This is a genomic window from Fibrobacter sp. UWR2 (assembly GCF_002210285.1).
In the GTDB taxonomy this organism is placed as follows: domain Bacteria; phylum Fibrobacterota; class Fibrobacteria; order Fibrobacterales; family Fibrobacteraceae; genus Fibrobacter.
This window is the reverse complement of record NZ_MWQE01000002.1, coordinates 166935-185404: the sequence shown is the minus strand read 5'-3', so window position 1 is coordinate 185404 and position 18470 is coordinate 166935. Positions and strand designations below refer to the sequence as shown.

18 protein-coding genes and 1 pseudogene are annotated in these 18470 nt (G+C 54.0%); 9 read left to right on the top strand and 10 right to left on the bottom strand.

Translation table 11 applies throughout. The features are described from left to right. Window positions 1–96 precede the first annotated feature (96 nt). From B7994_RS04970 to carB, 4 genes are read left to right on the top strand one after another with little or no spacing between them, the layout of a single operon-like run. Window positions 97–288, top strand: a complete 192-nt coding sequence (locus B7994_RS04970) for a hypothetical protein (RefSeq protein WP_144063756.1) — start codon at window positions 97–99, stop codon at window positions 286–288. Beyond that, window positions 285–1442: a glutamine-hydrolyzing carbamoyl-phosphate synthase small subunit gene (gene carA / locus B7994_RS04965; protein ID WP_088637370.1), complete on the top strand. Its 1158-nt coding sequence runs from the start codon at window positions 285–287 to the stop codon at window positions 1440–1442. The genes B7994_RS04970 and carA overlap by 4 nt, the downstream gene beginning before the upstream one ends. Next, window positions 1435–3138 carry a CTP synthase gene (locus B7994_RS04960; protein WP_233143042.1) on the top strand — a complete coding sequence of 568 codons (1704 nt, stop codon included), beginning with the start codon at window positions 1435–1437 and terminating at the stop codon, window positions 3136–3138. Before carA ends, B7994_RS04960 begins: the two co-directional genes overlap by 8 nt. Beyond that, window positions 3131–6394 carry a carbamoyl-phosphate synthase large subunit gene (gene carB / locus B7994_RS04955; RefSeq protein WP_088637369.1) on the top strand — a complete coding sequence of 1088 codons (3264 nt, stop codon included), beginning with the start codon at window positions 3131–3133 and terminating at the stop codon, window positions 6392–6394. Before B7994_RS04960 ends, carB begins: the two co-directional genes overlap by 8 nt. Window positions 6395–6475: 81 nt before the next feature. On the opposite strand, the gene B7994_RS04950 is transcribed toward carB, so the two are convergent. Continuing rightward, entirely contained in the window at window positions 6476–7972 is a 1497-nt protein-coding gene (locus B7994_RS04950) for a glycoside hydrolase family 30 beta sandwich domain-containing protein (protein WP_088637368.1), read from the bottom strand. 269 nt (window positions 7973–8241) lie between these two features. On the opposite strand from B7994_RS04950, the gene B7994_RS04945 reads away from it, so the two are divergent. Then, window positions 8242–9354 carry a cation diffusion facilitator family transporter gene (locus tag B7994_RS04945; RefSeq protein ID WP_088637367.1) on the top strand — a complete coding sequence of 371 codons (1113 nt, stop codon included), beginning with the start codon at window positions 8242–8244 and terminating at the stop codon, window positions 9352–9354. A 26-nt stretch (window positions 9355–9380) separates the two neighbouring features. Here the strand turns inward: B7994_RS04945 and bioD are convergent, their stop codons facing one another. The 5 genes from bioD to B7994_RS04920 are packed head-to-tail and all read right to left on the bottom strand — an operon-like array spanning window position 9381 to window position 13935. Then, window positions 9381–10046 carry a dethiobiotin synthase gene (gene bioD / locus B7994_RS04940; protein ID WP_088637366.1) on the bottom strand — a complete coding sequence of 222 codons (666 nt, stop codon included), beginning with the start codon at window positions 10044–10046 and terminating at the stop codon, window positions 9381–9383. Further along, complete coding sequence (bioF, locus tag B7994_RS04935) at window positions 10043–11245, bottom strand: 8-amino-7-oxononanoate synthase (RefSeq protein WP_088637365.1); 1203 nt, start codon at window positions 11243–11245, stop codon at window positions 10043–10045. The genes bioD and bioF overlap by 4 nt, the downstream gene beginning before the upstream one ends. Then, complete coding sequence (locus tag B7994_RS04930; protein WP_088637364.1) at window positions 11242–11991, bottom strand: 6-carboxyhexanoate--CoA ligase; 750 nt, start codon at window positions 11989–11991, stop codon at window positions 11242–11244. Before B7994_RS04930 ends, bioF begins: the two co-directional genes overlap by 4 nt. Window position 11992: 1 nt before the next feature. Next, the gene (gene bioA, locus B7994_RS04925; protein ID WP_088637363.1) at window positions 11993–13324 is read right to left on the bottom strand and encodes an adenosylmethionine--8-amino-7-oxononanoate transaminase; all 1332 of its coding nucleotides are present in this window, start codon (window positions 13322–13324) and stop codon (window positions 11993–11995) included. Between the two features lie 29 nt (window positions 13325–13353). Next, entirely contained in the window at window positions 13354–13935 is a 582-nt protein-coding gene (locus tag B7994_RS04920) for a flavodoxin family protein (protein WP_072980848.1), read from the bottom strand. Window positions 13936–14009: 74 nt separating this feature from the next. On the opposite strand from B7994_RS04920, the gene B7994_RS04915 reads away from it, so the two are divergent. Next, on the top strand, window positions 14010–14234 hold the full coding sequence (locus tag B7994_RS04915; protein ID WP_088637362.1) for a twin-arginine translocase TatA/TatE family subunit: 225 nt from the start codon (window positions 14010–14012) through the stop codon (window positions 14232–14234). Beyond that, window positions 14234–14956, top strand: coding sequence for a twin-arginine translocase subunit TatC (tatC, locus tag B7994_RS04910; RefSeq protein ID WP_088637361.1), 723 nt, complete (start codon window positions 14234–14236; stop codon window positions 14954–14956). Before B7994_RS04915 ends, tatC begins: the two co-directional genes overlap by 1 nt. A 19-nt stretch (window positions 14957–14975) precedes the next feature. Here tatC and B7994_RS04905 read toward each other — a convergent pair whose 3' ends face one another. From B7994_RS04905 to B7994_RS14435, 4 genes and pseudogenes are all read right to left on the bottom strand, one after another. Beyond that, window positions 14976–15638, bottom strand: a complete 663-nt coding sequence (locus B7994_RS04905) for a DUF4405 domain-containing protein (protein WP_088637360.1) — start codon at window positions 15636–15638, stop codon at window positions 14976–14978. 15 nt (window positions 15639–15653) lie between these two features. Beyond that, complete coding sequence (locus tag B7994_RS04900; protein WP_233143039.1) at window positions 15654–16076, bottom strand: flavodoxin; 423 nt, start codon at window positions 16074–16076, stop codon at window positions 15654–15656. Window positions 16077–16151: 75 nt separating this feature from the next. Next, entirely contained in the window at window positions 16152–16934 is a 783-nt protein-coding gene (locus B7994_RS14440; protein ID WP_369832758.1) for a carboxymuconolactone decarboxylase family protein, read from the bottom strand. Window positions 16935–17066: 132 nt separating this feature from the next. Further along, a pseudogene (locus tag B7994_RS14435) lies at window positions 17067–17291 on the bottom strand (carboxymuconolactone decarboxylase family protein); the annotation flags it as partial. Between the two features lie 402 nt (window positions 17292–17693). On the opposite strand from B7994_RS14435, the gene B7994_RS14150 reads away from it, so the two are divergent. After that, entirely contained in the window at window positions 17694–17861 is a 168-nt protein-coding gene (locus B7994_RS14150) for a hypothetical protein (protein ID WP_173319863.1), read from the top strand. Continuing rightward, window positions 17861–18469, top strand: a complete 609-nt coding sequence (locus tag B7994_RS04885; RefSeq protein WP_088637358.1) for a GNAT family N-acetyltransferase — start codon at window positions 17861–17863, stop codon at window positions 18467–18469. Before B7994_RS14150 ends, B7994_RS04885 begins: the two co-directional genes overlap by 1 nt. Window position 18470: the final 1 nt, after the last annotated feature.

The window sequence follows — 18470 nt, the reverse complement described above, 5'->3', positions numbered from 1 at the left end:
CGACTTTTACAAAAAGTGAAATATCGCGTGCATCTGAAAAAATATTTGAAAATACTCTCCCCGTACGGGAAAAAGATTTACTATATTTTGAGTCCGATGAAAATATCGGAATCCATTGAGGCACACCTGAGCGCAGCCGTTGCAGCAATCTCGCAACGCAACCAGGCGACTCTCCCCGGGCATCTGATTTTCATTTCTGTCTTTAAAGTTTTCAATCGTTTGGCAAAAGCTTCTGGCTTTTGCCTTTATTTTTATCCGGATTTTCATTACACAGCGAGCAATATATGACCGATAAATTCAACTGGAAAGCGAAACGCGAGAAGAAGGCGTTTTTGGCACTGGCGGATGGCGCCGTGTTCCACGGGTATGCCTTTGGAGAGGCTACCGATACCGTCGGCGAAGCGGTGTTCAACACCGGCATGGCGGGCTACAAGCAGATTTTGACAGACCCCTCCTACGCGGGCCAGTTCGTGGTTTTTACCACGGCCGAAGTCGGCGCCTACGCCGCAAACCTCGAAAAGTCCGAATCGCGCGACGTGTTCCTGAATGGTATTGTCGTGAACTCGTTGGACGACGTGAGCAAGGAAATCGGCGAAGAGAGCCTGCACGACTACATGCTCGCCCACAAGAAGCCGGGCATCGCGGGCGTGGATACCCGCGCCCTCACCATCCATCTGCGTGACAACGGAGCACAGAAGGCCTACCTCCACGTGGACGGCACCGAGATGAGCGAAGCCGACGCAATCGCAAAGGCAAAAGCCTGGGAAGGCCTTGACGGTCAGGACTACGCCAGCAAGGTCAGCGACCCGAAGGGTTACGAATTCAGCACCGAAGGCGACCTGAACGTAGTCGCGCTTGATTTCGGTATCAAGACGAACATCCTGCGGAATCTCGCAGAACAAAACATGAAGGTAACGGTCCTCCCGATTAACGCCACCTACGAACAAATTATGGCGAAGAACCCCGATGGAGTGTTCCTCTCGAATGGCCCTGCCGACCCGAACTCGCTCCCGCAAGTGGCGGCAGTCGTGAAGCAGCTTTTGGGCAAGGTCCCGCTGATGGGCATCTGTCTCGGTAACCAGCTTTTGGGTCTTGCTCTCGGTGCGAAGGTTTCCAAGCTAAAGTTCGGCCATCACGGCTGCAACCATCCGGTAAAGAACCTGAAGACCGGTGCAGTCGAAATCACGAGCCAGAACCACAACTACGCCATCGAGGAATCGACCCTCCCGGCGAACGTGGAAGTCAGCCACATCAACCTGAACGACAACACCGTCGAGGGCATTCGCCACAAGGAACTCCCCGCGTTCAGCGTGCAGTACCACCCGGAATCTGCTCCGGGCCCGAACGATTCCTACTACCTGTTCGGTGAATTCAGACAAATGATTTTGGATTTTAAGGCCCGCGCGGGTAAGGTTTGCGCCGGGGAGGTGAAAAATGGCTAAGGCAACCGCAAAGAAACAGACCAAGTACATCTTCATTACCGGCGGTGTGGTCAGCTCCCTCGGTAAAGGCATCACCTCCGCTTCGCTGGCGCTGCTGCTCAAGAGTCGCGGCTACAAGGTGTTCATGCAGAAGCTGGACCCGTACCTGAACGTGGACCCGGGCACCATGAGCCCTTACCAGCACGGCGAAGTCTTCGTGACCGACGACGGCTACGAAACCGACCTTGACTTGGGCCACTACGAACGTTTCGCAGGCGTGCAGTGCTCCAAGGCATCCAGCTACACTTCGGGCCGCATCTATTCTTCCGTGCTCGCTAAGGAACGCGCGGGCAAGTACCTCGGCGGTACGGTGCAGGTGATTCCGCACATCACCAACGAAATCAAGGACGCCTTCCGTTCCGCCGCCGAAAGCGGTGCCGACATCGTGCTCTGCGAAATCGGCGGTGTGGCAGGCGACATCGAATCGCTCCCCTTCTTGGAAGCAGCAAGACAGTTCCGCTTCGAAGTCGGCGTCGAGAACACCTGCTTTGTCCATTTGGTATTGGTGCCTTACCTCAAGGCTGCCGGCGAACTCAAGACAAAGCCCTCGCAACACTCCGTGGCAGAACTCCGCAACATCGGTATCTTCCCGGACATTCTCGTGTGCCGCACCGAAATGACAATCCCGCAGGATCACCTCGACAAACTTGCCCTCTTCTGCAACGTGAAGCCCGAATGCGTGATTGAAGAAAAGGACGTGACGGATTCTGTGTACGCCGTGCCCCGCGAACTTTCCAAGCAGGAACTTGACCTCCGCGTGTTGGAACAGCTCCGCCTGAGCGTGCACCCGATTATCCACTCCGAATGGGACAAGCTCGTCAAGAAGGCAACCCAACCGAAGTACGAATGCACCATCGCGCTGGTGGGCAAGTACATCGCCATCCGCGACGCCTACAAGTCCGTGCACGAAGCCCTGCAACATGCCGGCATGGAACACAACGCCAAGGTGAAAGTGGAATGCATCGAGGCCGAAGAACTCGAAAAGAATCCGAACCTCATCAAGAACGCCGACGGCATCCTGATTCCGGGCGGTTTCGGTAGCCGCGGTGTGAACGGCAAGTGCGTGGCTATCAAGTATGCCCGCGAACACAAGGTCCCGCTGCTCGGCATCTGCCTTGGCATGCAATGCTGCGTGATTGAATTTGCACGCGATGTGCTCGGCTGGAAAGACGCCAACTCCACGGAATTCGACGAAAAGACAGCCCACCCGGTTATCGACCTGATGGACGAACAGAAGAACGTCACTGAAAAGGGTGGCACCATGCGCCTGGGCGCTTACCCGTGCAAGCTCATGAAGGATTCCAACGCCGCAAAACTCTACAAGAGCGAAAAGATTAGCGAGCGTCACCGCCACCGCTACGAATTCAACTACAACAGCGAATTCCGCGTCGCCTTGGAAAAGGCCGGCCTGAAAATCGCCGGCACATCGCCCGATGGCAAGCTCGTCGAAATGGTAGAAATCAAGAACCACCCGTACTTTGAAGCCTGCCAGTTCCATCCGGAATTCAAGAGCAGGCCCACCGCGCCGCATCCGCTGTTCAGCGGACTCGTGAAAGCCGCACTCGCGCAGAAAAACGCATCGAAAAAAATGACAAAAGAGAAAGTAGATTCCCGCCTTCGCGGGAATGACAAGAATGGAGGCAAGAAGAATGCCTAAGCGTACCGACATCAAGAAGATTATGCTCATTGGCTCCGGCCCGATTGTGATTGGCCAGGGCTGCGAATTCGACTACTCCGGCGTGCAGGCCTGCAAGGTGCTGCGCCGCGAAGGCTACGAAGTGGTGCTCGTGAACTCCAACCCGGCCACCATCATGACCGACCCCGAAATGGCCGACCGCACCTACATCGAACCGCTAAGCGTCGATATCCTGCACGAAATCATCCGTCGCGAACGCCCGGACGCTTTGCTCCCGACTCTCGGTGGCCAGACGGCACTCAACCTCGCGATGGAACTGAACGAACGCGGCATTTTGGACCGCTACCAGGTGGAACTCATCGGCGCCAAGGCCGAATCCATCCAGCGCGCCGAAGACCGTCACCTGTTCAAGGAAGCCATGCTCAAGATCGGGCTGGACCTCCCGCGCTCCGGTTCGGCGCACTCCATGTCTGAGGCGACCGCAATCGCCCACACCATCGGCAGCTGGCCGCTCATCATCCGTCCGGGCTTTACCCTCGGTGGCACGGGTGGCGGTATCGCCCACAATCCCGAAGAATTCGAAACCATCGTGAACCGCGGTCTCGACGCCTCGCTCAACAACGAAGTGCTTATCGAAGAATCTCTCCTCGGCTGGAAAGAATTCGAGATGGAAGTCATGCGCGACAAGAAGGGCAACGCCGTTATCGTGTGCTCCATCGAGAACCTCGACCCGATGGGCGTGCATACCGGCGACTCCATCACGGTCGCCCCGATCCAGAGCCTTGATGACCGCGCCTACCAGGCCATGCGTGATGACTCCCTGAAGGTCATGGAAGCTATCGGCGTGGAAACCGGTGGATCCAACGTGCAGTGGGCCATTGAACCCAAGACCGGTCGCCGCATCATCATCGAAATGAACCCGCGCGTGAGCCGTTCTTCTGCACTTGCCTCCAAGGCAACGGGCTTCCCCATCGCAAAGATTGCGGCCCTCCTCGCCGTGGGCTACACGCTCGACGAACTCCGCAACGACATTACGCAGACGACCCCGAGCTGCTTTGAACCGGCTCTCGACTACGTTGTCGTGAAGGTCCCGCGTTTCACGTTCGAAAAATTCCCGAAGGCTGATTCTACGCTCGGCACCCAGATGAAGTCTGTGGGCGAAGCGATGGCCATCGGCACAAACTTCAAGCAGGCCATGCAGAAGGCGCTGCGCTCCCTCGAAACGGGATTCGGCGGATTCGGTGCCTGCGCCAAGTGCGAAAAGTTCAAGGAATACGACGACGAAACGCTCGCCAAGGAAGTCGCCCGCCCGAGCGCCGAACGCATCTTCGTGTTGCACGAAGCACTGCGCCGCAAGTGGGGCGTCGAGAAGTTGTACGAAATCACGAAAATCGACCGCTACTTCTTGCGTCATCTCGAAGAACTCGCCCTCTACGAAGACGAAATCCTTTCCGCAGGCTCTCTCGAAAACCTCGCGAAGGACTTGCCGCTCTTCCGCCAGGCCAAGGAACTCGGCTACAGCGATATCCAGATTGGTTACCTGTTCCACAAGACTCCCGAAGAAGTCATGGCGGTGCGCAAGCAAATCGGCCTTATCCCGAGCTACTACTCCGTGGATACCTGCGCCGGCGAATTCGAAGCCATCACGCCGTATTACTACAGCTGCTATGCGGAAAACTCTGAGCCCGTCCGCGAAATCCCGGGTCACGGCCACAAGAAGAGAATCATGGTGCTCGGCGGCGGTCCGAACAGAATCGGTCAGGGTATCGAATTCGACTACTGCTGCTGCCATGCCGCCTTTACGCTGCGTCGCGAAGGCTACGAAGTCATCATGGTGAACTCCAACCCCGAAACGGTTTCCACCGACTACGACACTTCGGACAAGCTCTACTTTGAACCGCTCACGCTCGAAGACGTGATGGGCATTTACGAACGCGAAAAGTGCGCGGGCGTCATCGTGCAATTCGGCGGCCAGACTCCGCTGAACCTCGCCATGCGTCTCAAGAAGGCCGGAGCAAACGTCGTCGGCACGAGCCCCGAAGACATCGACCTCGCCGAAGACCGCGATTTCTTCAAGCAGTTGGTTGACAAGGTCGGCATCAAGCAGGCCGAAAGCGGCATCGCCCACAACGTGGAAGAGGCCCTCGCCATCGTCGAGAAAATCGGCTACCCCGTTTTGGTGCGCCCGAGCTTCGTTCTCGGCGGCCGCGGCATGGTGATTGTCTATAAGGAAAAGTACCTGCGCAAGTTCGTGGAAGAAGCTGCAGCCATTGGCGAAGGCAAGCCGATTCTCATCGACCGCTTCCTCGAAGACGCCACCGAACTCGACGTAGATTGCATCAGCGACGGCAAGCACACCGTGGTAGGCGCCATCATGGAACACGTGGAACCCGCAGGCATCCACTCCGGCGACTCCGCAAGCGTCATCCCGCCGATGACCCTCTCCAAGGAAATCCAGGACAAGGTCCGCGCCTACGCCAAGGAATTCGCGAAGGAACTCCACGTTTGCGGCCTCATGAATATGCAACTCGCCGTGAAAGATGGCGAACTCTACATGATCGAAGTTAACCCGCGTGCATCCCGCACCGTGCCGTTCGTTTCCAAGTCCATCGGCGTCCCGCTTGCAAGCTATGCTAGCCGCTGCATGCTCGGCGAAACCCTCGAACAAATCGGCTTCACCGAAGAAGTCCACGTGCCTTACGTGAGCGTCAAGGAAGCCGTCTTCCCGTTCGTCAAGTTCCCGGGTGTCGATATCACGCTTTCTCCGGAAATGAAATCCACCGGCGAAGTCATGAGCATCGATCGCGACCGCGGCCTTGCCTACCTCAAGAGCCAGCTGGCATCGGGCAACAAGGTCCCGAGCCAGGGCAACATCTTCGTCTCGCTCAAGGACGAAGACAAGCAGAAGGCTGTGCCGCTCATCCGCCAACTCGTGAACCTCGGATACGAACTGTACGCCACCCGCGGCACCTCTACGATGCTCTACAACGAAGGCATCAAGACCCGCGCCGTGTTCCGCATCTCCCGTGGCCGTCCGAACCTGCTCGACCTCATTCACGACAAGGAAGTCCAGTGGATCGTGAACACCACCGAAAACGGCGCCGAAGCCATGGTCGATGAAATCCAGATGCGCTCCAAGGCTGTTGTGTCGGGCATTCCTATCACCACGACCATCGCCGCCCTCACCTCTACCGTGGAAGGCCTCATGGACAAGCACGACTTCGGCCGCTTTGAAGTCTGTAGTTTGCAAGAGTACCATCGCCACGTGAAGAAGTAAACCACGCCCTTTAATACCAAAAGCGCAGACTCAATCGAGCCTGCGTTTTTTGCTTTAACTAACCTTATATCTTGAACTGGGCTATTTCAAAATCATATGTTGCATTTTCGCATTGCCGCATTTGACCATATACACACCGCGTCTTAAGCCTGCGTTTGTCATGGCGTTGCGGAGATCGCCGATATGTCCGGCTTGGAATTCGCCGATGAACGCGCCGAGCGGGCTAAATACTTTATATGTACTTTGAAGGTTTTGGGGCGCAGCATGCGTTCCGAAGGCAATTGCATCGGTAGAGTCTGAAGGCGGTTCAACCTTTGGCTCCTGCCACAGAACGAATTCGATGGTCGTTGCACTGCGGGTCGGGACGCTGAAACTGCACTTTGTACCATCAACCTTGACTTCGGTTCCTTCTTTGAGGTTGCTATTGTCGTCGGTGACGTAGGGTTTGAAACTTCCAATTTTTGTGTTTCCGAAATCAAAGTCCGCCTTGAACTCCTCATTCTTGGAATTGAGAATGACGACTGCGATTTTCGTCTTGAGGGAGTCGCGGTAGGCGGTGACCTTTACATCTCTTTCGGGATTCTTGGTGGCGTCGATTCTCCAGGAGCCGGGTCGCGCGAAGCGGCTGAAGTTCCCCATGACCCAGAGTCGCTTGGTAGGCTCCACATTGTCGGGGTTGCCTTGTCCTTGCGGCCAGAGGGCTCCGTTGCCGCAACTGGCTTCGCTGCAGGAATAAATCCACCAGAAATGCCAGGCGTTCATGTTCGCAATAGTCAGGGCGTCATGGATTACGCCTGCAACGCGGAGAGCACTTCCCATGCCCACGTCTTCCTTGTTACTTCCAAGATCATAGACTTCGGTTTCCCAGAATTCCTTGCCGGCTTCGTGGATTTCGGGATAAGCCGCCGGGTCTCCGCCGTATTCGTGCGTCCCAAAAATATCGGTGTATTTCAGGGCGGCGGGATTGTTGAAGAAGGCTTTTTTGTAATTGGGGAATCCGTACCAGTTAATAGCTTCGGTGCCAATGATTTTGATGCCCGTGGTATCGAGGGTGGGGCCAAGGTAGTCGCCGACCCAACGCGCCAATTCATCGGGTTCGTAGTGGTTGTCGCCGGTGCCGTCGGGCTCGTTTTGCGACGAAATTGCATATAGATTAACGCCAGCCTTCCGCATGTCTTGCGTAAACTTCAAGATGGTGTTGGCCCAGTCCTGAGCGTGATTGAAATCCAGGTGCTTTTTGTCACCGTCGTAATTTATGGTGTATCTAGATGTCCACGGGGCTGCCCAGACTTTGACGCCGTATTCACTCGCCTTTTTTGCGATACTCGTTTCAGATGTGGTGCCGTCCGGGGCGATACGGATGCGGTGCAGCGTAAGCCCGGCGCCACTGGTGGAGTCCCAAAGAAAGGCGGCATTCTTGTCGGTGATGGAACCGGCCCATGCCGAGGCAGCCCCAAAGCCGCTGATGCGCTGGTATTCCTTGCCGATATCTACGTTAATCGTTGCCGCACTGGCGAGGGTGCCCAAAAACGCGACAAAACCTGCAAAAAAGGGAAATCCCTTAAATGAAAACGACATAAAGCCTCCCATACGAACTTTACTTACTATAAAATAAGTTGAAAAATTCGCTTAATATCGGGCTTTATTCGAATTCGTTTTGATAAATTGACAACAGAAAGATGTATTTATCCGCTAGAACTTCTCGAAAAACTCCCATGTGGCTTGCGGCACCCAGGACTGCTGCTGACCCGGATCCTTATGGTCCCAGATGTCTTTTATTTCTATTTTCTTTAAGCGAACGATTGGCTTATCGCCCAAGTCATTCCGCTAAAAAAGGATTCAATTTTATGAACGAAACGGAAAATCGCCAAAAGGTCATTGTTCGGACAAGTATTATCGGCATTGCAGCAAACATCGTGCTGTCGGCGTTCAAGGCGTTCGTCGGCTTTGCTACAAACTCCATCGCCGTGACGCTCGATGCGGTGAACAACCTTTCCGACGCACTCTCCTCGGTCATTACGATTGTGGGCGCAAAGCTTTCGAACAAGTTGCCCGACAAAAAACATCCGCTCGGTTACGGGCGAATCGAATACCTGAGCGCGATGGTGGTCGCGGCAATCGTGCTCTACGCCGGCGGTACCTCGGCGGTGGAATCGGTCAAGAAAATCATCCACCCCGAAGCAGCAGACTACTCCACAGTTTCGCTGGTGATTATCGCCTCGGCGGTGGTGGTAAAACTCGTGCTCGGCAAATTCGTGAAGCGCCAGGGCAAACGCGTAAATTCGGGTGCACTCGTCGCCTCGGGCGCAGACGCGCTGTTCGACGCCATCCTCTCCCTTTCGGTGCTGGCATCGGCCATCGTCTTCATCCTCACGGGCATTTCGCTTGAAGCCTACGTGGGCCTCGTGATTTCAGGATTCATCATCAAGTCGGGCATCGGCATGCTGATCGAAACCCTGGACGACATTCTGGGCAAGCGCGCCGATGGCGACCTGGTCAAGAAAATCAAGGCGCTACTCACCGAAGAACCGCAAGTCCGCGGCGCTTACGACGTCATTCTCAACAATTACGGCCCAGACAAGTTTCTCGGTTCCGTGCACATGGAACTCCCCGACACCATGACCGTCGAAGAAGTCGACGTACTGACCCGCAGGGTACAGGCACGCGTACTCAAAGAAACCGGCGTGATTCTCACGGGCGTAGGCGTGTATTCACACAACACCAAGAATGACGAAGCTGCCAAAATTCGCAGCAACGTGTTGAAGTTGGTAAAGGAGCACCCTTGGGCATTGCAACTCCACGGCTTTTATGTGAACCTTGAAGACCGCACCATGCGTTTTGACGTGGTCATGAACTTCGAAATCAACCCTCAAGAAGGTCTGGACATCCTGCACAAGGAAATCAGCGAAGCCTACCCCGACTACGATTTACATATCGCCGCCGATATCGACGCATCGTAGCGCCGACTGATTTGTTTCTTTAGTTTTTAAAACGGTTGCACACCTAGATCGGTGTCGCCGTTTTTTACTTTTGCAAGGATTTCAAGCCCCGTCAGGTCTTGCATCATGCGGATGTTGTCGTCTTCCATTTCCAAGTTTCCGCTAGAGCCGTAGCGGTTAACGATGAGCCCGCAGACATCGAGGCCGCGGCTGCGAGCGTATTCTACCGTAAGCACGCAAGCGTTAATGGAGCCGAGAGCCGCCGTCGTAACAATAACCAGCGGAAGGTCCAACGTTTTCATGATGTCGACGAGGAATATTTTCTGGTCATCGTAGCGGATGGGGCAAATAATGCCGCCGCTGCCTTCGGCGAAAATGAATTCGTGGCGATTGCGGGCCGCATCAAAATCATCTTTGACTTTCGCGAGTTCTACGGGATTGCCTTCTTTGCGGGCAGCGAGATGCGGAGAGACAGCTTCTTTATAGACATAACTCACGAGCTGTTCTTGCGCATCGGGAAGATTTGCGATGCGTTTCACGTAATCGGCATCACCTGCAACCCATTTGCCGTCACGGAGTTCTGCGCCGCTAAGGGCAGCCTTATAATAGCCCGCATCAATGCCGGAATCGCGCCACTTTTTTACGAGAAGGGCGGTGATGAAGGTCTTGCCGACATCGGTTCCGGTGGCTGTGACGAAATATCCTTTACTCATACACACTCCTTTACTGCTTGCGCAATTACTGTTGCGGCGGCTTGAAGTTGCTCGTGCGTGTGTGTGGCCATCAAGCTTGCGCGCAGGCGGGCTTGGCCCTTGGCAACCGTCGGATAACGAATCGCAGGAATGAGTATTCCCGCATTCTGGAGTTTTGCAGAAATTTCCAAAGCGCGGGCCTCGTCGCCAATGACAATCGGGACAATCGCCGAAGGAGACTGTTCAACTTTCACGCCTTCATGCTGCAAGGCTTCGCAGAAAAATTTCACGTTATCGCGCAAGTTCTGCACGCGTTCAGGGTGTGCATCGATGTAGTGCAAGTTGTTGCAGGCTGCGGCGGCAACAGCAGGGGCCATCGCAGTCGTAAAGATAAAGCTGCGGGCTTTGTTGCGGAGGAAATCAATCAGCTGTTGCTTGCCCGCCACGAAGCCGCCCTCGGCGGCGACGGCTTTGCTCAAAGTGCCAATAGTTACATCGGCGTGAGCACAGCCGTAGTGTTCGGCAAGCCCGCGCCCGGTCTTGCCGAGCACGCCCGTGGCATGCGCCTCGTCAATCATCAAGAGACAATCATTTTCTTTCGCGAGGCGTAGGAGTTCCGGCAAATTTGCAAGATCGCCATCCATGCTGAAAACAGCGTCGGTCACAATAAGCCCACGGAAGGGCCGCGCATCTAGTGTCGCCGCGGCCTCTTTAATAACCCGATCCAAATCCGCCATGTCGTTATGCCTGTAAACAAAGCACTTAGCTCGCGACAACCGAATTCCGTCAATAATGCTCGCGTGGTTCAATTCATCGCTAAAGATAAAGTCGTTCTTGCCGCACAACGCCGAAATCGTACCGACATTCGCCATGTAGCCCGTATTGAAGGTGATAGCGGATTCTTCGCCCTTGAATTTTGCGATAAATTCTTCCAGTTCCTGATGGGGCGTCTTGTTGCCCGTCGTAAGCCGAGCGCCGCCGCTACCAGTCCCCCACTCTAAAACCGCCTGGGCCATCGCCTGCTTGAGTTCGTCGACGTTCGCCAAGTCCAGGTAAGAATTGGAAGCCAGCAGGATCTGTTCCTGCGAAGCGCCATTGGGCATGCGGATTTTCACGCATGACGATTCCGGCGTTTCCATCAAACGCATGGTGCGGTAGGTATTATTCGCCCGAGCTGCATCCAAAGCGTCTTTCGTAAAAATGTCAAGAATGCGATTCATGCCCCGACATCCACCAAAATTTTCTTCTTCTGCAAGTACTCAATACATTCTTCGGCACTTACCTTGCGCGAATCAAACAAGAAAATGCGGCCTCCGTTTTCATCGCCCATTTCCTTCATCTTCATGATGCGCACATAGCCAAGTTCCTTGCTCGCCACATAGCCCGTCACGTAATTCGGGTCGTCGCTCACGCAAAATTCTGCAACCATTCCGGGAGCATTCGCCACCTTGGTCGCCAGCACAATCGCTTCGTTAAAGTGATTCTTGCAACCATCCACTTCGCTCGAATGGAGTGCATCCATATAAGTCGCGCGCACGCCACGTTCGTGGTCCGGTTCCAGGCGCTCACCCGTCGCGATATCGTACAGCATCGCCCCACGCATCGGGAAAGTTTCGCGCAAGAGCTCTTGCAATTTTTCGCGAAGCCCGCAGCCAGAACCCATCAGCGGAGCAATCAGTCCAAAAGCCTTTTCAAGCCCTTCCTGCCAGGTTTCCACATCTATGCGCGTCACCGGCAAGGCCTTTAAAATCTGGATATCGCTTTCGTGAACCTTCTCGATTTTCACGTTGATAAAATCCGGGTCGCCCTTGGAATGCGTCATGGCCCGACGCACCATCGCCGTACAAACAGCCTCAACAGAATCCCGATTTACAATGCGTTCTGCGCCGGAAATATGCTGTTCGTGTTTCTGTTCGCCCTCGCCCACTTGCTGCGAGGCACGCATTTTCAAGCTGTAATAATCCATATCACTCATGAAATTCGTCTTCGCCTTCTACGACAGGCGCGGGTTCACATTCGCCAATCATCTTGATGGCTTCGCAGATGCGGTCAACTTCAGAATCGGTCGTAATGAACGGAGGCATCGTATACACGTAATTGCAGAAAGGCCTGAGCCACACGCCGGTTTCATGAATCACGCGCAGAATATCGTCTGCGGAAGGTTTCGCCTTCAGTTCCAAGACTCCGATAGCACCGAGAACACGCACGTCCGCTGCATTTTCAAGCGAACGGAGCGGTTCCAGATTCTGTTTAAGACGTTTTTCAATCCTAGCAACGCTCGTTTCATAATTGCGACTTTCGAACAGCGAAAGCGAAGCAATTCCCGCAGCACAAGCCAGCGGGTTCGCCATGTAGGTAGGGCCGTGCATGAATGCCAGGATTTTGCTGTTCGTGATTGTTTCGGCAACCTTCTCGGACGCGACGCAGGCCGCCATCGTAATGCTTCCGCCCGTGAGCGCCTTGCCGATACACATGATGTCCGGCTTTATAAAGTCAGCGCCGTTATTTTCGGCAGTATGCATCATCGCAAATCGCGGGCCAGTCCGGTAAAAGCCAGAGGCGATTTCATCCAGAATAAGCAAGATGCCGTAACGGTCGCAAAGTTCGCGAAGTGCCTTCAGGTAACCCGCATTGTAAAGCCACATGCCGTTTCCACCCTGGAAAACGGGTTCGCAAATCACGGCTGCGATTTCACCCTTATGTTCTTCGACAACGCGTTCCATCGAAGCGAAATCCGCCTGGTTCCAAGTCTCGTCAAAGCGGCAGTTCGGACGTTCCGCAAAGTAATGGTGCGGCATGATTCCGCGGAAAAGCGCATGCATTCCGTCCGGGTCGCTGAGCGCCATCGCCCCTGCGGTATCTCCATGGTAACCGCCCTTCAAGGCAACCAACTTGCAGCGCTCCGGATGTCCGAGGGAATACTGGTATTGCACCGCCATCTTGGCGGCACATTCCACAGAAATGCTTCCCGAATCCGCAAAGAAAATTTTATTCAAGCCTTCGGGCAAAAAATTCACTAACTTTTCGCCCAACTCAATCGCGGGTTCATGCGTAAAACCGCCGAACATCACGTGGCACATCTTTTCGCTTTGCTTCTGAATTGCCTCGACAATTTCAGGGGCGTTGTGTCCGTGCGCCATGCACCACCAGCTAGACACGGCGTCAATCAGTTTCAAGCCGTCTGCCGTTTCAATCGTTGTTCCGTGAGCTGTCTTGGCAAGAAATCTTGCGGGAGTATTTTTCAGCGCCGCATATGGATGCCACAAATGCTCGCTATCAAAATCTAAAAGGTCTTTCATTTTGCGGCCAAATATAGAAAAAACTATATCTAGCGGATAAAGTTCGTGAAGATTTTCTTTTCGGCAACGGGCTGTTCTACACCCGCCTTCTTGCCCGCTTCGATGCTCTTCAGGATCCATGCCATGTTGCGGCCCAGTTCCTTCATAATCTGCACGCCTTCTTCGTCCTTCAGCACATCTTCGGGGCTAGAACCGTGGACCATATTCCAGTAGCGCGATGCCACCATGGGCTGCTGCGCAAATGCAGGATACTTGTTCAGTGCATCAAGCGTAGCGCTCGTCCCTGCACGGCGGGCAGAGGCAACCGTTGCGGCAGGCTTAAAGAGCAGTTCCGCTTCGGCAATGCCGTAAAGCCTGTCCAGGAACATCAGCATTTCGCCACTCGGGGATGCGTAGTACACCGGAGATCCGTAAACGACGGCGTCGGCCGTTTTAAGGATTTCCTTGGCTTCGTGAACAACGGCATCGGTTTCGCCCTTGAGCACGCGGCCACCCACGAAGAAGATTTCCGTCTCGATGCCAGCGGCCTTGAGTTCGCCGGCCACGAGGCTCAGCGCCGTATAAGTGCAACCCTTTTCGCGACGGCTTCCATTGAATAAAACGACCTTCATGATAAGCTCCTTTGTCTTTTGCCTTAAATATACAAAGAAATTATGTTATATTTCTACGAAAAGGCAGGTAAAAAATGTCCATCGGAATTCCAGAAATAATCCTGATTGTGGTCGTGGTGCTCCTTTTGTTCGGGGCAAAGCGCATTCCTGAACTTGCACGTTCCCTGGGCAAGGCCCAGAACGAGTACAAGAAGGCGAAAGACGCCCTGAAGGAAGAAGCTGAAGACCTACAGAAGACGGTGGAAAAAGCCGCCGATGCTTCGGCACGCTCAGCAACCGAAGAAGAAAAGAAAGGCTGATGACCTCCAAGCAGGATCAAGAGGCTACGCTGATTTCGCACCTGGAAGCGCTCCGACGGGCGCTTTTGCGTTCTATTGTCGCCCTTGCCATCGGCATCGTGCCCCTGTTCCTAGTTTCACCCTACGTTCTGGACTGGTTCTGTAAGCAAATTGCCCTGCAGGGCGACGTCACACTCCATTACTTTTCCCCGATGGAAGTGTTCCTGCTGCAGCTCAAGATTTCTGCTCTGCTGGACTGCGTGCTGTTTTCGCCCTACATCGCCTGGAACATGTGGCAGTTCGTGCTTCCTGCTCTATACGATAACGAGAAACGATTCATCCGCTCCATCGTGGCCATGACCAGCGGGCTGTTTATCGCAGGCGTCGCCTTCTGCCTTGTCGTCTGCTTCCCGCTGATTGTGCAGTTCGGCATGAGCTTTGCAAGCACGACTCTGCAACCCGTATTTGGCGTCTCTAACCTGGTAACACTCGCGCTCTGGCTTTCGCTTGCGTTCGGATGCATGTTCCAGTTCCCGCTGGTGACCTACGCGTTAATCCGTGCGGGCATCGTGAATTACGAAACCGTCTGCAGCAAGCGCCCCTACGTGGTGGTGGCAATCCTGTTGTTCGCCGCACTCCTTACTCCACCCGACATAATAAGCCAACTACTTCTGGGCGCACCGACGTATCTGCTCTTTGAAACGGGCTTGTTGGCAGCAAGACGCTTCAAGAATCGCAATTAAGTAACGACTTTCCGAAAAATCATTTGGTAAGTTTCGCCGTATAATGCACCGCGACGGCAAACAGCACGACGATGGCGATATAGTCCGCGAAAAAGAGGGCGTAGCCGCGTTCCGCGTCAAAGAAGAAGAAGGGCTGCTGCAGGAACATGTATTTCCAAAGCCCGCGAATGGCGAAGGCGTAAATTCCGTAGCCTGCCACAAGAATTGCAACCACGCGAGTTGCAGTTAGGGCAGTCTTTGACTTGAATGCACCCGCAAGTCCCAAGCGGTTTGCAATCAGGCTCACATGCAGCCCGATGTGGAGCGACATGAACACGTAATACCAGTGGCTTGCGAGCAGGTGCGCCGTGCGGGCAAAGCTTGCACCCGATTCAATCCCGAGGAATGCGAACACATGGTTCGAAAGCATAATACCGCTCACCATCAGGAAAATTGCACATAAAAGAATACCACAATTCACGACCGCCTGCAAAATGCGGAATGCGTTGTAGCGGCCCTTGAACAGCGAAAGGAAGAATCGCCGGTTCAGCGTGATGTGCACCGCCCACAGAACAAGCAGCACCACGCCCAGAATCTCGTGAACGGCCGTCGATTCAAAGAAGTAATTGCCGCCCATCAGCACGAACGTCGCGACCGTCATCGCGATATCAAGCATCATACGGATTTTGGCGGAAATAGGCATATCAGGGAATATACATTATTTCGTCTTCACGCCGTTTTTCTCGAGCCACTTGGCCACATCTTTCGAGAGGCTTGAACCGCCGGAATAATGCACCGAAAGGCCTTCGCCGATTTTTGCGTTGGGCGCGAGTTTCGCAATCGCGGTGATGCTCTGGCCAAAGCGCCCGCCACCGTGGGAGCAGAACGGCAGAATCCGCTTGCCCGTAAAGTCGTAACTTTCGAGCAAAGTCGCAATAGGCATCGGGATACTCGCCCACCAGTTGGGGTAACCGATGATAATCGTTTCGTAGTCGGCCCACTTCTTTGCGTCGGGCTTTTTCTTGAGGGCAGGGCGCGCCTGTTTGTGCTGGTCGTTCTGCGCCTGCTTCAAGACGGTATTGTAGTCGTCGGAATAGGGCTTCACGAGTTCAAGTTCCGCCCTTGATAAGCACGAAGCCATCGGGCACAGGTGCCGCCGCAAAAGTTCCTACCGTCATAAGGCCAATAAATGCACAAGCGAGAATTCTGGCAAACATTATTTCAACTTCCCGTAGTCTTCGTCGCTCACGGGCTCAAGCCATTCGTTGCGACTGCCTTCACCAGGGACTTCAATTGCCAAATGTTGGAACCAGGAATCCGGAGCCGCCCCGTGCCAATGCTTGACACCAGCCGGAATGTTCACCACGTCGCCGGGCTTCAGTTCCACCGCCGGCTTGCCCCATTCCTGATAGTAGCCGCGGCCCGCCGTCGCGATGAGAATTTGGCCACCGCCCTTCTTTGCATGATGGATATGCCAGTTGTTGCGGCATGCCGGTTCAAAAGTCACGTTCCCGACACCCACCTGTTCCTTGCTGATCATGTCGAGATAGCTCTTGCCCATGAAATACTTGGCGTAGGCGTCGTTCGGCTTGCCCACCGGGAACACACTCCAGTCCTTGCCCGGCATGGTTTTTGCGACCGCCGCGTTTACAGCACCAGCCGCGTTCAAGGTCCCTGAGCTTGCCGAAGGGCCTTGTTGGCTTGCCGTCTCAGCCACTGCTTCCTTAAGCAGTCGCAACGCATTCAGCGTGCGCGGATAACCGCAATACGGCAGGCAGTTGTAAATCGCCTGTTCCACATATTCGGCCGTGCGAATCTTCAGGTTCGCGCCGATATGCGCCTTGAGCTGCGGCTCCGTTCCCAGGTTCACGAGAATCGCCATCGTCAAGAGTTCGCGGGTATTCAGGTCGAGCCCCTTGCGGGTGTAGTAATCGCCAAAGCAGTTGCTCGCAAGGAAGTAGTTGATAGTCGGCATACCGCTCTTGCCGTTCTTCGCCATGTCGCGGAAAGTCTGGCCGAACAGCGTTCCCTGCGCATCTGCACCCGCCTCCAGACGGGACTGCGCCGTCACCGTCGCACGGTTTTCGTCCACCTTCACGTTCTTCGCCTTGAACACGTTGCGGGCAATTTCAACCGCATCCACTGTCCGCGGGAACCCGGTGTAGGGAGCGCACTGGTAAATCGCCTCGAGAATTTCTTCGGGAGCAAGCCCCTGCGCAAGCGCTGTCGCCACTTCTTCTTGCAAAAGAGCGCCCGACTGCTGCGTCACAAGCGACACCAGGCGAATCAACTCCACCTCGCGCTTTTCCACAAGCGGAGTCGCCGCCGGAACCTCGTTCTGCGTGAAGTTGTCCATCACGGCACGCAGTTCCTTGTCCTGCGAAAGCGCCTTTGCCTCGCCCTGCGGGCAGCAATCACACGCGGCAAGCACCGCACCCATACCAAGCATCGTCATAATCGTCCCTAGTTTCATGGTTTATTCCTTTTTTTCTACGCCTTTAATATAAATAAATGCGCAAACCCCGCAAAATACCATTTTTTCATGCTCAGTATGCGCGAAACGCATAGTGAAAACGACAAAATTCCGTTTCTTTTCCATTTTGTCATTTTATGACACTCTAAAAATATATTTTTGCTCTTGTATGGTCAAAAGGCTTCATTTTCCTCAAATAAGCCAATTGACTCCAGTTTCACCACTTGCACCAGCACGAGGAAAAATGTATATTGACTATAGTTCAATTCAACAATGGAGGTCATCATGGCACTAGCAATCGCATCAGTACCGATACTGACCGGCGAAGCGTCGGACAGGTTTGACCTCATGATGGAAGAAAGCGAAAAGCGTCGCGGTTCCATCGATTTCTCCAAGCAAATTGAACAGGCCAGGGACATCCTCTCCAAGGCCGATTTTAGAGAATTTAAGTAATGAACTTTCTCCAACAGAATTGCCGCTTTGGGTTCTACACTCAAGGCAAGGCCGCCCTATGCAAATCATTCAAGTGCGGGGACAACGACTTGGACGATTTCTTCACAAAAGACGCTTTTTTGCAGAGCGACGAATTGCTTTGCAAGAATTATTGTTTCTCCCTTGTTGATGACCCGGCACAACTGGTGGCGGTTTTCACTCTTTCCAATGACAGCATCAAGAAAATTCCCGGATCTCGCAAAAGAAAGATTGAGAAAAACATCCCCCGCGAAAAAATATACAGCAGTTATCCGGCAGTCATGATCGGTCGTCTCGGAATTAGCCAAAAATTCCAAAGCAAGCATTTGGGAAGCGACGTTCTCAGTTTTATAAAGGCCTGGTTCGTCGATCCGCTCAACAAGACCGGTTGCCGTTTTCTGCTGGTAGATTCCTACAATAACGAACGAAACCTCAAGTTCTACCAGAACAATGAGTTCAAGTTCCTGTTCAGCACCGAAGAACAGGAACGCGAATTTCGTTGCCTCGGTCCTGACAGGCCATTGAACAGCCGTCTGATGTATTTCGATTTAATTGAACTGAAAAGAAAGCAGACTAGCGATTCTAACTAAG